The sequence below is a fragment of the Acidovorax benzenivorans genome, assembly GCF_028680575.1.
Taxonomy (GTDB): domain Bacteria; phylum Pseudomonadota; class Gammaproteobacteria; order Burkholderiales; family Burkholderiaceae_C; genus Acidovorax; species Acidovorax benzenivorans.
The window spans coordinates 123,081-136,416 of sequence record NZ_JAPCKI010000002.1; the positions used below are offsets into that span (position 1 = coordinate 123,081).

The 13,336-nt window shown below is 67.9% G+C and carries 17 protein-coding genes; 9 read left to right on the top strand and 8 right to left on the bottom strand.

The genetic code is table 11. The features are described 5' to 3' along the window. Nucleotides 1-3: 3 nt before the first annotated feature. The 3 genes from OIN59_RS04020 to OIN59_RS04030 are packed head-to-tail and all read right to left on the bottom strand — an operon-like array spanning nt 4 to nt 2,298. Entirely contained in the window at nt 4-708 is a 705-nt protein-coding gene (locus OIN59_RS04020) for a nitroreductase (RefSeq protein WP_274107337.1), read from the bottom strand. 17 nt (nt 709-725) lie between these two features. Beyond that, nucleotides 726-1,133 carry a polyhydroxyalkanoic acid system family protein gene (locus OIN59_RS04025; RefSeq protein WP_274107339.1) on the bottom strand — a complete coding sequence of 136 codons (408 nt, stop codon included), beginning with the start codon at nt 1,131-1,133 and terminating at the stop codon, nt 726-728. Further along, on the bottom strand, nt 1,126-2,298 hold the full coding sequence (locus OIN59_RS04030) for an aminopeptidase (RefSeq protein ID WP_274107341.1): 1,173 nt from the start codon (nt 2,296-2,298) through the stop codon (nt 1,126-1,128). The genes OIN59_RS04025 and OIN59_RS04030 overlap by 8 nt, the downstream gene beginning before the upstream one ends. A gap of 82 nt (nt 2,299-2,380) precedes the next feature. Here OIN59_RS04030 and OIN59_RS04035 point away from each other — a divergent pair, with 82 nt between their 5' ends. Beyond that, nucleotides 2,381-3,055 (top strand): DNA-3-methyladenine glycosylase I, encoded by a 675-nt coding sequence (locus OIN59_RS04035; RefSeq protein ID WP_274107343.1) that lies wholly within the window; start codon nt 2,381-2,383, stop codon nt 3,053-3,055. Between the two features lie 4 nt (nt 3,056-3,059). On the opposite strand, the gene OIN59_RS04040 is transcribed toward OIN59_RS04035, so the two are convergent. From OIN59_RS04040 to phnF, 5 genes are read right to left on the bottom strand one after another with little or no spacing between them, the layout of a single operon-like run. Beyond that, nucleotides 3,060-4,259 carry an MFS transporter gene (locus tag OIN59_RS04040; protein WP_274107345.1) on the bottom strand — a complete coding sequence of 400 codons (1,200 nt, stop codon included), beginning with the start codon at nt 4,257-4,259 and terminating at the stop codon, nt 3,060-3,062. A gap of 39 nt (nt 4,260-4,298) precedes the next feature. Next, nucleotides 4,299-4,721 carry an arsenate reductase (glutaredoxin) gene (gene arsC, locus OIN59_RS04045; protein WP_274107347.1) on the bottom strand — a complete coding sequence of 141 codons (423 nt, stop codon included), beginning with the start codon at nt 4,719-4,721 and terminating at the stop codon, nt 4,299-4,301. 36 nt (nt 4,722-4,757) lie between these two features. After that, the gene (gene phnN / locus OIN59_RS04050) at nt 4,758-5,357 is read right to left on the bottom strand and encodes a phosphonate metabolism protein/1,5-bisphosphokinase (PRPP-forming) PhnN (RefSeq protein ID WP_274107349.1); all 600 of its coding nucleotides are present in this window, start codon (nt 5,355-5,357) and stop codon (nt 4,758-4,760) included. After that, a complete protein-coding gene (locus OIN59_RS04055) occupies nt 5,354-6,082 on the bottom strand; it encodes a DUF1045 domain-containing protein (RefSeq protein WP_274107351.1) in 729 nt (242 codons plus the stop codon). Before OIN59_RS04055 ends, phnN begins: the two co-directional genes overlap by 4 nt. Beyond that, nucleotides 6,069-6,851, bottom strand: a complete 783-nt coding sequence (phnF, locus tag OIN59_RS04060; protein WP_274107353.1) for a phosphonate metabolism transcriptional regulator PhnF — start codon at nt 6,849-6,851, stop codon at nt 6,069-6,071. The genes OIN59_RS04055 and phnF overlap by 14 nt, the downstream gene beginning before the upstream one ends. A 75-nt stretch (nt 6,852-6,926) precedes the next feature. Between phnF and phnG the strand changes: the two genes are divergently transcribed. The 8 genes from phnG to OIN59_RS04100 are packed head-to-tail and all read left to right on the top strand — an operon-like array spanning nt 6,927 to nt 13,234. Further along, nucleotides 6,927-7,439 (top strand): phosphonate C-P lyase system protein PhnG, encoded by a 513-nt coding sequence (gene phnG, locus OIN59_RS04065; protein WP_274107355.1) that lies wholly within the window; start codon nt 6,927-6,929, stop codon nt 7,437-7,439. Then, on the top strand, nt 7,436-8,089 hold the full coding sequence (gene phnH / locus OIN59_RS04070; protein ID WP_274107357.1) for a phosphonate C-P lyase system protein PhnH: 654 nt from the start codon (nt 7,436-7,438) through the stop codon (nt 8,087-8,089). Before phnG ends, phnH begins: the two co-directional genes overlap by 4 nt. A 2-nt stretch (nt 8,090-8,091) precedes the next feature. Then, complete coding sequence (locus tag OIN59_RS04075; RefSeq protein WP_274107359.1) at nt 8,092-9,195, top strand: carbon-phosphorus lyase complex subunit PhnI; 1,104 nt, start codon at nt 8,092-8,094, stop codon at nt 9,193-9,195. Beyond that, complete coding sequence (locus tag OIN59_RS04080; RefSeq protein WP_274107361.1) at nt 9,192-10,112, top strand: alpha-D-ribose 1-methylphosphonate 5-phosphate C-P-lyase PhnJ; 921 nt, start codon at nt 9,192-9,194, stop codon at nt 10,110-10,112. Before OIN59_RS04075 ends, OIN59_RS04080 begins: the two co-directional genes overlap by 4 nt. Continuing rightward, nucleotides 10,109-10,570 carry a GNAT family N-acetyltransferase gene (locus OIN59_RS04085; RefSeq protein ID WP_274107363.1) on the top strand — a complete coding sequence of 154 codons (462 nt, stop codon included), beginning with the start codon at nt 10,109-10,111 and terminating at the stop codon, nt 10,568-10,570. Before OIN59_RS04080 ends, OIN59_RS04085 begins: the two co-directional genes overlap by 4 nt. Further along, complete coding sequence (gene phnK / locus OIN59_RS04090; RefSeq protein WP_274107364.1) at nt 10,567-11,355, top strand: phosphonate C-P lyase system protein PhnK; 789 nt, start codon at nt 10,567-10,569, stop codon at nt 11,353-11,355. Before OIN59_RS04085 ends, phnK begins: the two co-directional genes overlap by 4 nt. After that, complete coding sequence (gene phnL / locus OIN59_RS04095; protein ID WP_274107365.1) at nt 11,352-12,083, top strand: phosphonate C-P lyase system protein PhnL; 732 nt, start codon at nt 11,352-11,354, stop codon at nt 12,081-12,083. Before phnK ends, phnL begins: the two co-directional genes overlap by 4 nt. Further along, a complete protein-coding gene (locus OIN59_RS04100) occupies nt 12,080-13,234 on the top strand; it encodes an alpha-D-ribose 1-methylphosphonate 5-triphosphate diphosphatase (protein ID WP_274107366.1) in 1,155 nt (384 codons plus the stop codon). Before phnL ends, OIN59_RS04100 begins: the two co-directional genes overlap by 4 nt. Nucleotides 13,235-13,336: the final 102 nt, after the last annotated feature.

The window sequence follows — 13,336 nt, forward strand, 5'->3', positions numbered from 1 at the left end:
CACTCAGTCCCGCCACACCACACTGCTGGCTGGATCGGCGCGTGTGGTGCGGAAATGGTTGGCCGCGTGGGCGGGGTCTGCCATGCCGAACGAGATGCCGCAGACGATGGTGCGGTCCTCGCCAATACCCAGCACCTCGCGCAGCACGCTGGGGTACGACGCCAGCGCTGCCTGCGCAATGGAGCCCACGCCCAGGCTGTGTGCTGCGAGCATGAAATTGCTCACGTAGGCGCCGCAGTCCACCGCACCATAGACGCCCAGTGCCTCGTCGCTGGTGATGATGGCCACATGGGGTGCCCCAAACATCGTGAAGTTCTGCGCCGCCTGTTGCGCCGAGGCTTCGCGGTCACCCTTGGCAATGCCCAGGGCTTCGTACAGGCCCCAGCCGCATTCGCGCCGCCGCTCCTGGTACACGCCCCGGTATTCGCGAGGCCAGGGCAGGTCGGGGTTGGGGGCTGCTGTGGCCATGTGCGACTGCAGTGCGCCGCGCAGGCGCTCGAGCGTGGCGCCGCTGGCCATGGTGAGCTGCCAGGGCTGCGCGTTGCACCACGAGGCCGTGCGTTGTGCGGTGGCCAGGATGGCTTCGATGGTGGTGCGCGGCAGCGGCTCGGGCAGAAAGGCGCGGCAGCTGTAGCGGGTGTGAAGCAGAGCGGACAGCGTGTCGAACGCCGGGCTGTGGGCGGCAGTGTCCGTGGCGGTGGATGTCATGGTCAGGGCCCCGGCGGCTATGCCTTCTTGGCTTTGGCGGCAGGCTTGGCCGCCGCCTTGGTGCTGGGCTTGTCTGCACCGGCCTCCGCTGTGTGCTTCTTTTTGTCGGCGGCGTGCTTCTTGGCGCCGGGGTGAGGGGCGTTGAGCAGCGCATCCAGTTGCTCGCCAATTTCGGCCTCGATGCGGTCCTTGAACGCGCCGAGCAGAAAGCCCAGTTGCGCCTTCATCTCGAACTGGTGGGCGTCCACCAGCAGCGTGCCTTTGACGCCGGTGCGGGTGAAGGTGAGCAGGTCCTCCTTCTCGCCTTCTTCGTAGGTGCATTCCATGTCGAATTTTTCTTCGGCCTTCTCGGCCCAAGAGAAGGCGACCTTGCGGGCTTCCTTGAAGCCCAGGTGGTGGTCGCGGTGGATATGAATGTCAGGCACCGGCTGTCTCCTTGAGGTGTTGGGGGTCAGGTAAAAGGGCTCGCAGGGCCTCGTGGCGCTCGGGCTGCGGCTGCTGCGTCAGTTGTCGTACGGCATCATAAAACCGGGGCCAGTCGCGGCCCTCGCGTTCGAACAGGGCTTCAAACGCGGGCACCAGTTCGTCGTACGCGGCCTGGGCTGCAAAGCTGGCGTTGTTGGCCTGGGCCACCCAGCGGTCGTAGCCAGCCACCTGGGCCGTGGTGGCCTGGGGGGCGGGGCCGCCCGGGGTGCCCAGCCAACGTGCGCGCAGGGCTGCGTAGTCGGTGCGAAAGGTCTCCATTGCTTCTGTTTTGATAGCTATAAGCGCATTGTTATCAAGCGCTAAGGCCTCTTTTTGCTCATAAATGGCTGCCAGCCGGGCACGCGTAGTGCGCGTCAGTGCGCGGAAGGCGCTGCGCCGCATTTCGCTGGTGGCAAAGGCCTCGCGCGCCTGTGGGGTGGACTGGGTAGCCAGCCATTGCGCCACGCCGATGCGCTCCACCGCCGTGGCGAACGATTCGTTGAACAAGGTGTCGTTCTTGGCATAGACCACCTGGTGCGCCAGCTCGTGGAACAGCAAGCGCACAAAGTCGCCCTCGGGCCAGGCGATGAAGGTGGACAGCAGCGGGTCGCCCCCCGCCCAGTTCATGTAGCCCAGCGTGGAGTACGCGGGCACGCCATACACCTCCACCTCCAGTCCCTGCGCGGCCAGCTCTGCCGCCTCGGCCTGCGCGTCGGCCTTGGTGAAGTAGCCGCGGTAGCCAATGCAGCCCGTGACCGGGAAGCACCAAGTGTGCAGCGTGAGGGAGTACGGTGGCGCGGCCACCACGTTCCAGACGGCAGAGGGGCGTTTCAGGTCGGCATAGCGGCGGTAGCTGGCGTTGTCGGGCAGGCCCAGCTCGGCCACTGCAAACGCACGGGCGCGTTGCGCCAGCTGCAGGCGCTCGCGCAGGGCGGGCGAGATGTCTTTGCGCGCCACCCAGTCGTCGATGGGCTCCGCAGCATGCATGATCTGCATGTGCCCGCGCAGCGACTGCCAGTAGTAGCCCAACGCATTGGTCGGGCCGGTGGTGCTGGCGCAGCCCGCCAGGGCAAGGCTGGTCAGCAGGGCAGGCAAGGCCCGCAGGCAGGGGATAAGCTGGCGCATGCGGGCAGTTTATGGGCAGATCGCGCGGAGCGTCTGAAGGGCTGTCAGCAGCCTGGCCGCAGCCGTTTCTAGAATGCAGCGCATGACCGCTGAAACCACCCCCGAGCCGCATGACCTGCCCGACTTGCCTGCCGGCCTGTTTGCCGACCAGACCGGTTGCCCACGCTGCACCTGGTGCCAGGCCACGCCTTTCTATCGCCACTACCACGACCAGGAATGGGGCTTCCCTGTGGCGGATGACCGCAGGTTGTTCGAGAAGATCTGCCTGGAGGGCTTTCAGTCGGGCCTGAGCTGGCTCACCATCCTGAACAAGCGCGAGGGTTTTCGCGCCGCGTTTGCGAACTTCGATGCCGAGCAGGTCGCGGCCTTCGGCCCGGCGGATGTCGAGCGCCTGGTGCAGGACGCGGCCATCGTGCGCCACCGGGGCAAGATCGAGTCCACCATCAACAATGCGCGCCGCCTGCTGGAGCTGCGGCGCGAGTTCGGCTCGCTGGCGCACTACGCGTGGCGCTACGAGCCCGCCGCCGCCGACCGGCCCGAGCGCATCACCCGCGAAGTGGCGCGCACCCTGTCCACCTCGCCCGCGTCCATCGCCATGTCCAAGGACCTGAAAAAACGCGGCTGGAGTTTTGTGGGGCCCACCACGGTGTACGCCTTCATGCAGGCCATGGGGCTGGTCAACGACCATCTGGAGGGCTGCCATTCCCGCCCTGCAGCGCTCGCGGCGCGGAAGGCGTTTGTGCTGCCGCGCGGCTGATCGATCAAGCCCGCGCCACGGGCCGCAGCAGCCACAGTGCAGCCAGCGCAGCCAGACCCAGCAGCGTGGTGAGCCACAGGGCGGCCGCCCCGGCGCTGTCCAGCAGCATGCCAAACAGCACCGGCGCAAAGGCCTGCGCCACGCGGGCAGGCACCATCATCAGGCCCTGTCGGGCGCCGTAGCCCGCAGGGCCAAACAGCACCAGCGGCAGCGTGCCCTTGGCAATGGTCAGGATGCCGTTGCCCGCCCCGTGCAGCACCGTGAACACCGCTGCTGCAGGCCCGCCCACCACCATCAGCAAGGCGGCACCCACTGGGTGTGCCGCCGCAGCCAACTGGGCCGACAGCAGTGGGTGTAGGCGGCGCAGAAAACCAAACTCCAGCAGCCGCGCCGCCACCTGTGCCGGGCCCACCAGCGCGGCCATGGCCACAGCGGCCTGCAGCGATGTGCCGCTGGCCTGAAGCAGGCGGGGCAGGTGGGCCGCCATGGCGGTGCTGGTGAACCAGGTGACCGCAAACACAAAGGACAGCAGCACCGTGGTGCGCAGCGGATGTACGGGAGCAGGCGATGCAGATGCCGCTTTTTCTGTAGTGAGCGTGGAGGGTGCGCCTGCGGGCGGTTCAGAGGCTTTTTCTGCCGCATCAGCGTGTGGCAACCAGCCATTCAGCGGCACCCCCACCAGCAAGTGCAATGCGGCCCAGCCCGCACACGCGCCGCGCCAGCCCCATTGCACCTCCATCCAGGCCGACAGCGGCCAGCCCACGGTGCTGGCAAACCCTGCAATCAACGTGATGCCGGTGATGGCGCCGCGTGCGCCCTGGCCGTACAGCCGCACCAGCGTGGCAAAGGCGGCCTCGTACAGGCCCGAGCCCATGGCCACGCCCATCAGCACCCAGGCGGCAAACAGGCCCACGGGGCCCTGCGCCAGCGCCATGCCCGCCAGGCTGGCGGCAAACAGCAAGTTGGTGCCCACCAGCACCGGGCGGCCGCCATGGCGGTCGATGGCCCGGCCCGCGAAGGGCCCGAGCAGCGCCGACACGATGAGGGCCACCGAAAACGCCGCGAACACGGTAGGGGTGGTGACGCCCAGGTCGTGCGCCATGGGCGCGGCGAGCATGGCGGGCAGGTAGTAGGACGAGGCCCAGGCCAGGGTCTGGGCCGTGCCCAGGCGTGCCACGGTCCAGCGTTGAGAGGCGGCGCTCATGCCGCGCGGCGCGCTACGGCATGGGGGTGTGCGGTGGCCTCAGGCACGCTGGCCCTGCGCGTTGATGACGACTTCGCCATCCTCCTTGGTGAAGGAGCCCTTTTGGGGCGCGGGCAGGATGTCCAGCACCTTCTCGGAGGGGCGGCACAGCCGCGTGCCCAGGGGCGTGACCACGATGGGGCGGTTGATGAGGATGGGGTGCTGCAGCATCGCGTCGATGAGCTGCGCATCGGTGACGCCCGGTGCGTCCAGTTGCAGCTCGGTGAAAATCGCCTCCTTGGTCCGCACGGCGTGGATCACCGGCTCGCCTGTGGCGGTAATCAGCGCCACCAGCGTGGCGCGGTCGGGCGGGGTTTGGAGGTATTCGATGACCTCGGGCTCCACGCCACTGTTGCGGATCATGGCGAGGGTGTTGCGGGACGTACCGCACTTGGGGTTGTGATAGATCGTGATGGTGGTCATGGGGATGGCGTGGCTATGGCTAGGGGCAGGCCTGTGTCAGGCTGTGTGCAGGCCGGAAAGTGTGCCACTGCGCCGGGGCCAGCCCGGCAAAACTTCCAGCGCGTTCAGCAACCGCTGGCCCGCATCGCTCAGCGCGCCGTCGTTGTGGATTTCCAGGCTGGCCGCACCCGGGGGCGGTGTATAGGCCAACGCGCGCTGCACCCGGGCCTCCACCTCTTCGCACGTTTCGCGGCCCCGCGACAGCAGCCGCTCGCGCAGCACCTGTGGGCTGGCGGTGATGTGCACGGCCACCAGGTCCGGGAACCGCGCCAGCGCCTCGGGCAGGTAGGCGCGCGAGCCATTGAGCAGCACCCAGTTGCCTTGGGCCAGCGGCGCCAGTTGCGCATGCCGCACGCCGTAACTCAGGCCGTTGGCGTCCCAGTGCAGAGCAAACGCCTGCGCGTGGCGCAACGCAACAAACGTTTCGGGCGACACACTTTCATGGGCCTCGCCGCCAGGCATGGCGGCACGGCTGATGGTGCGCTGCGCCCAGTGCACGGGGCACGGGGTGGGCAGGTGTGCCCGCAACCAGTCCAGCAGGCTGTCCTTACCCGCGCCCGAGGGGCCCATGCAGTAAATCAGTCTGCCGGTGGTCATGTGCCCATCTCCAGATGGTCCAGCAGCACAAAGTCCGCGCCGGGCGTGGGCTCTGCAAACAAGGCGAGGCTGTTGAATTTGAGGATGGGCAGGTCCGAGAAGAACTCCTGCGCGGCATCGAACACCAGGGCCTGTGTCCGCGCGTCCACTTGCGCCAGACTGCCGGTGAGGGACATATGAAATCGGAACTCGTCCAGCACAAATGGATAGCCCCATTGCTGCAGCAAGGCATCCTGCCGGGCGGTGAGCCTGGCCGCCCGGCGCCGGGCCAGGTCGGCGTCGGATAGGGGGGCGGCCAAGGGCTGCAGTGCCGTCACGCAGGCGGCGGCGGTCTCCTGGATCTGCGCATTGGCAGGGTGCAACGCCGGGGGCACCAGCGCCAGAAAGTCATCGATGCGTTGCACCTGCAGGGGCGGCAGTACAAAGGGTTGCAGCCCGCGCGCCACGGCCTGCACGGCCTGGTGCAGCGTGATCCAGTCGGTGCCGGGCGCCAGGGCAAACGGCGCCTTGAGTGTGGCGTGCCACCCATAGCGGCGGGGCGCCGCAGTCAGGCGGTGCAGGTTGTCCGCCGCAACGCCTTCGATGGCTAGCTGCTGCAGGGGTTGCAGCAGTGCGGCGCAGCGCCCCAGCCAATGGCTACCCGCCAGCCAGCCCAGGCTGCCAGGGTTGGGGGCGAAATAGATCGCATAGCGATGGTGGGTGGAGGGAGCGTCAGGAGTGTTCATCGTGGTCAATGGTCAGTTTCACGCGGTCGCCAGCAAACCAGGCGCGCGCCCATTCGATGGGCGTGCCCGCCAGGTCCACGTTCAGGCTCTCCACCTGCAGCACGGGGCGTGACGTGGGCTGGCGCAGTTGTGCCGCCACTTCTGCGCTGGGCAACTCGGCGGTGATGCGGCTTTCGCGGCGCGTGTAGTCGGCCACGCCGTGGGCGGTGAACCCGGCGGTGATGGAGCCCGTTTCGTGCACCACCGCTGCCAGCCTTTCAAAGCGCGGCAGGGGAAAGTAGCGCTCGCTCACATGCAGCGGCTGGCCTTCGGCGTCGCCCCGCACACGCAGCGCCAGCAGTGGGCTGCGTGTGGGCACCTGCAATGCCTTGGCCAGCGCTGCCGTCGCCCGCGTGGTCTGGGCCTGCAGTACCACCAGGCTACCCCGCAGGCCCGCTTGCGCCAGGCCCTGTTGGTGGCGTGTGCGTTTGCCCAGCACCAGGTCCACTGCAAAGTCTTCCACATAGGTGCCACTGCCCTGCGTGATGCGCACCAGCCCCTGGCTACACAGGCTGGCGAGAGAGCGGCGGATGGTGTGGCGGTTCACGCCGAACTGCTCGGCCAGCGCGTGTTCCGAGGGCAGGCGCTGGCCCGGCGGGTAAACGCCGCTGCCGATGGCATCGGCCAGCTCAGCGGCAATGCGGGTCCAGAAACTGTCGCGCGCAGGGCGCAAAGACGGTGCGGGTGGGGCCTGCAAGGGGGACGAAAGGGAGGTGGTGCTGGCTGTCATGAAACCTACATGCGCGCTCTTTAAGCTGGCGCCAGTTGTTCAATTTGTCTATACAACTTTCAGGGTATCACTTTCATGTTTCAAGCCTTTGACAACCCGGGACCGGACCGCCCCCTGGGCCGCGCGCAGTGGATGGCGCTGCTGGCACGGGCGCCGCTGGGACTGCTCGAATCTGCGCTGCAAGAGCATGCCACGCGCCCCGCACGCTGGCTGCGTGCGCCCGAGACCGGTCTGATGATGGTCCAAGGCCGCGCCGGTGGCACGGGCGAACGCTTCAACCTCGGCGAGGCCACCGTGACCCGCTGTGCGTTGCGCGTGGCGAACCCATCGGACGCCGCAGAGGCCACCGTGGGCGTGGCCTACGTGCTGGGCCGCTCCCACCGCCAGGTGCAGCTGGCGGCCCTGGCCGATGCGCTGCTGCAAGACCCTGTGCAGCAACCGGTGCTGGACGCGCAACTGCTGGACCCCATCCGCGCCCACCTGCGCAACACCCAGGCCGAGCGCCAGGCGCGTGCAGCCAGCACCAAGGTGGACTTCTTCACCGTGGCGCGCGAGAGCGGTTCCGACAACGAGGAGGAGACCGAATGAGCACGACCCCCTTGGCATCCCTGGGTGCCGGATTCTCGAACGAAGCCTTTGGCAGCCAGGCGGTGTTCCGCGCCGTGCTGCAGGCGCTGTCGCACCCCGGCCGAGCTGTGGCGGTAGAACACGACGCGCAGACCCCGGCTGTGGGGCACGCTGCATCGGCGGCCGTGCTGCTGGCGCTGCTCGACAGCGACTGCACGTTGTGGCTCTCACCCCGCCTGGCGGCCAGCGATGCGGGTGCGTGGCTGCGCTTTCACACGGGCTGCACCTTGGTGGCCGACGCCGCGCTGGCCCGATTTGTGTGGGTGGCGCAGGGTGACGCCCTGCCCGCGCTGCGCAGCCTGGCCCAGGGCAGTGACATCTACCCCGACCAGTCGGCGACCTGCGTGGTGGACGTGGTGCGCGCCATCGCAACCACGGCAGAGGCTCCTGGTGCATGGCAGTTGCGCGGACCCGGCATCCAGGACATGGCGGCTTTGCAAGTGGATGGCTTGCCCGACGACTTCGAGGTCCAGTGGGCCGCCAACCACACCGTGTTCCCGTGTGGTGTGGATGTGGTGCTGGGCACTGTTGGGCACATCGTTGGCCTGCCACGCACTACGCGGGTCGCGCGGATCGCCGCAGCCGCCACCCTTGAGTCCCAGGAGGTCTGAGCATGTACGTTGCCGTCAAGGGCGGGGAAGCCGCCATCCTCAACAGCTACCAGCTGCTGGCCCGCCAGCGCCGGGGCGATACCTCACAAACCGAACTGTCGGTGGCGCAGATCCGCCAGCAGCTCAAGCTGGCCGTGGACCGGGTGATGACCGAGGGCTCGGTGTACGACCCCGAGCTTGCCGCGCTGGCCATCAAGCAGGCCGCTGGCGACCTGGTGGAAGCCATCTTTTTGCTGCGCGCCTACCGCGCCACGCTGCCGCGCCTGGGCACCACCTGCCCGCTGGACACCAGCCGCATGGCGCTGGACCGGCGCATCTCCGCCACCTTCAAGGACCTGCCCGGTGGACAGGTGTTGGGCCCCACCTACGACTACACGCAGCGCCTGCTGGACTTCAAGCTGCTGGCCGAAGGCCCGGTGGCGCCGCCTGCTGCAGCGGCAGCCGCCGTGCCGACTGGCTCCACGCCGCGCGTAGTGGATCTGCTCAATCAGGAAGGCCTGATCGAAACCCGCCCCGTGCCCCCGGGCGACCCGGCCCCCACAGACCTGACTCGCGAGCCGCTGCGCTTTCCGGCCAGCCGGGCGACGCGCCTGCAGAACCTGGCGCGGGGAGACGAAGGCTTTTTGCTGGCCATGGCGTACTCCACCCAGCGAGGCTATTCACACTCGCACCCCTTTGTGGGCGAGGTGCGACTGGGCACCGTGGCCGTGGAGATCGAACCCGAAGAGTTGGGCTTTGCCATCGACATCGGTGACATCGAGATCACCGAGTGCGAGATGGTGAACCAGTTTGCGGGCAGCAAGAGCCAGCCCCCACAGTTCACGCGCGGCTATGGCCTGGCGTTTGGCCACAGCGAGCGCAAGGCGATGGCCATGAGCCTGGTGGACCGTGCCCTGCGCGCCGACGAATTGGGTGAGCCGGTCGAATCCCCCGCGCAGATGCAGGAGTTTGTGCTGGGCCACAGCGACAGCCTGGAAGCCTCGGGCTTCGTGCAGCACCTGAAGCTGCCGCATTACGTGGACTTTCAGTCCGAGCTGGAGCTGGTGCGCAAGATGCGCGCCGCTGCCGCCCACCCTGCAACCCCTTTGGAGGAAGAAGCCCCATGAACGCACCCATGGAACCCGCCGTGATGGGTCTGCCCGCCGACGCTGCGCCGGTGGACGGCCACTTCAACTTTGCCTATCTGGACGAACGCACCAAGCGCATGATCCGCCGCGCCATCCTCAAGGCGGTGGCGATCCCCGGCTACCAGGTGCCCTTTGGCTCCCGCGAAATGCCGCTGCCGTATGGCTGGGGCACGGGCGGTATTCAGGTCACGGCGTCCATCATCGGGCCACAAGACTGCCTCAAGGTCATTGACCAAGGCTCGGACGACACGGTCAACGCCGTCAATATCCGCCGCTTCTTTGAGCGCACCACGGCCGTGGCCACCACCACCCGCACGCGTGAGGCCACGCTGATCCAGACACGCCACCGCATCCCCGAGACGCCGCTGGCCGAAGGCCAGGTCATCGTCTACCAGGTGCCGGTGCCAGAACCCATGCAGCGTCTGGAGCCGCGCGAGACCGAGACACGCACGCTGCACGGCCTGGCCGAGTACGGGCTCATGCACGTCAAGCTCTACGAGGACATCGCACGCTACGGTCACATCGCCACCACGTATGACTACCCCGTGCTGGTGAACGGCCGGTATGTGATGGCACCATCGCCCATCCCCAAGTTCGACAACCCCAAGATGCACATGAACCCCGCGCTGCAGCTGTTTGGCGCGGGCCGCGAAAAACGCATCTACGCTGTGCCGCCCTACACGCCGGTCGAAAGTTTAGGCTTTGAGGACCACCCCTTCGAAGTGCAGCGCTGGGACGCTGCTTGCGCACTGTGCGGCGCCACCGACAGCTTTCTGGACGAGGTGATCACCGACGACCAGGGCGGGCGCATGCATGTGTGCTCCGACTCGGACTATTGCCAGGAGCGCCAGGCACAAAAAGCCGAACTGGCGTTGGTGGAAGGCGGCGCAGCATGAGTACGGTGCACCTTCGCGAAGCCCAGCGCGATGACCTGGAGAACGTGCTGGCCCTGTACGCCGCCATTGAAGACAGCCCCGCAGACGTGCTGACCCTGGATGAAGCCCAGGCCGTGTGGGCCCAGTTTGTCCGCTACCCCAGCTACCGCCTGTGGGTGGCCTGCGACTCTGCGCAGCACGGTGCGGTGGTGGGCACCTATGCGCTGCTCATCATGCACAACCTGGCCCACCGGGGCGCGCCATCGGCCATCGTTGAAGACGTGGTGGTGGCGCAGGACCAGCAGGGCCGTGGCATTGGCCGCCAGATGATGGCCCACGCCATGCAGCAGGCGCGCGATGCGGGGTGCTACAAGCTCGCGCTCTCGTCCAACGCCCGCCGTGCGGGCGCCCATGCCTTTTATGAATCCCTGGGCTTTGCGCAGCATGGCCTGAGCTTTGTCGTCGAGACCCTCACATGAACCACCCCGAACCTGCTGCGCCGCTGCTGAGCGTGCGCAACGTCAGCAAGCGCTATGGCGACCGCGTGGCGCTGCAAGGCGCGTCCTTTGACCTGTGGCCGGGCGAGGTGCTCGCCGTGGTCGGCGAGTCCGGCTCCGGCAAGTCCACGCTGCTCAACGCTATTGCGGCGCGCAGCGCCCCGGACGAAGGCACGGTGCAGTTCCGCCAGCGCAGCGGCGAGCTGCAGGACATCTACGCCATGTCCGAAGCGCAGCAACGCCTGCTGGCCCGCACCGACTGGGGCTTTGTGCACCAGAACGCGGCGGACGGCCTGCGCATGGATGTATCTGCCGGTGCCAACGTGGGTGAGCGCCTGATGGGCCTCGGCGAGCGCCACTATGGCCGTCTGCGCGCCACGGCCACGGAGTGGCTGCAGCGCGTGGAGATCGATGCTGCGCGCATCGACGACGCACCGCGCACGTTTTCGGGCGGCATGCGCCAGCGCCTGCAGATCGCCCGCAACCTGGTGACGCAGCCGCGCCTGGTGTTCATGGATGAACCCACATCGGGTCTGGATGTGTCGGTGCAGGCGCGCCTGCTCGACCTGCTGCGCCAGCTCACGCGGCAGATGCAACTGGCCGCCATTGTGGTCACGCACGACCTGGCCGTGGCGCGCCTGCTGGCGCACCGCATGGTGGTCATGCAGCGCGGTCGCGTGGTCGAAGCGGGCCTGACCGACCAGGTGCTCGACGACCCGCAACACCCCTACACCCAGCTCCTCGTCTCTTCGGTACTGCAGCCATGAACCAGACTTCCTCTACCCCCATTCTTCAGATGAAAGGGGTGGCCAAGCGCTTCACCCTGCACCACCAGAACAGCATGGAGCTGCCCGTGCTGGAGCGCGTGGACCTGGCCGTGCAGCCCGGCGAATGCGTGGTGCTCGACGGGCCATCGGGCATGGGCAAGAGCACGCTGCTCAAGATGATCTACGCCAATTACCGCGCCAACGCGGGCAGCATCACCGTGCGTTCGGCCGGTGGCGCCCTGGTGGACGTGACCCAGGCCACGCCGCGCGCGCTGGTGCAGTTGCGGCGCGACACCGTGGGTTATGTGAGCCAGTTCTTGCGGGTCATCCCGCGCGTGTCGGCGCTCGATGTGGTGGCCGAACCGCTGGCCGAAGACGCCGGGGACGACCCTGCGGGTATCGAGGCAGCGCGTGAGGCCGCCCGCCAGTGGCTGACCCGCCTGCGCATCCCTGAGCGGCTGTGGCACCTGCCGCCCGCCACCTTCTCGGGCGGCGAGCAGCAGCGCATCAACATCGCCCGCAACATGATCAAGCCCAAGCCGCTCTTGTTGCTGGACGAGCCCACCGCGTCGCTCGATGCGGCCAACACCGAGACCGTGATTGCCATGATCCGCGAGGCCGTGGCGCGCGGCGCGGCCCTGGTCGGCATCTTTCACGACGCACAGGTGGGCGCTGCCGTGGCCACGCGCCGCGTGAACGTGGGTGACTTTCGGGGAGCATCGGCATGACCGCCGCCGTGTTCAAAAACGCCCGCATGGTGCTGCCGGGTGAAGTGGTGTTGGGCAGCCTGCACGTGGATGGCGGGCGCATCGCGGCGCTGGACAGCGGGGCCACTGCGGCCCTGCAGGGCATTGACCTGGGAGGCGACTACCTGCTGCCCGGACTGGTGGAAGTCCACACCGACAATTTTGAGCGCCACCTCATGCCACGCCCCAAGGTGCAATGGGCTGAGATGCCCGCGCTGCTGGCCCACGACGCCGAGATTGCCGCTGCAGGCATCACGACGGTGCTGGACGCGCTGGGCGTGGGCGAGGCCGATGTGGACAGCCTGCGCGGCAGCGCCTGGAACCGCGTGCTCGACACCATCGACACCTGCACAGCGCGCAACCTGCTGCGTGCGGACCACCACCTGCATGTGCGTTGCGAACTGCCCGCGCCCAACACCATCGATCTGTTCGAGCCCTTCCACGGCCACCCGCGCCTGTCGCTGATCTCGCTGATGGACCACACCCCGGGCCAGCGCCAGTGGGAGAACATCGAGCAGGCGCGCACCTACTACACCGGCAAGAAGGGCTGGAGCGCCGAGAAGTTCGAGCGCCAGGTGGCCCACGCGGCCACGCTGCAGGCGCAATACGCCGAGCCGCACCGTGCGTATTTTGTGGACTACTGCCGCACGCACGGCATCTCGCTGGCCAGCCACGACGACACCACGGTGGCCCATGTGGAGCAGGCCCATGCGGAGGGGGCCGCGATGTCGGAGTTCCCCACCACACTGGCAGCCGCGCAAGCGGCGCACGAGCGCGGCCTGCTCACCGTGATGGGTGGGCCCAACGTGGTGCGTGGCGGTTCGCACTCGGGCAACGTGGCGGCGGCCGACCTGGCGCGCCGGGGGCTCTTGGACATCCTCTCGTCCGACTATGTGCCCGGCAGCCTGCTGAGCGCGGTGATGCGGCTGGTGCATGACGAAGTGCTGACGATGCCGCAGGCTGTGGCCACCGTCACGCTCAACCCGGCCAAGGCGGCAGGCATGGCGGACCGGGGCGTTCTCGCGCCCGGCCTGCGCGCCGACCTGGTGCAGGTGCACATGGCCGAGCTGCCGTGTGGCGGCCACCAGGCCGTGGTGCGTGGCGTGTGGCGCGAAGGGCAGCGCGTGCTGTAGCGCGAGCCAGAGCCAGAGCCCGAGCCGGTGTCGGTCAGCCCATCGCGCTGACTGACACCCAAACTTCTTTCAACTGTCAAAGCGCTGTCACGCGTGGCAACC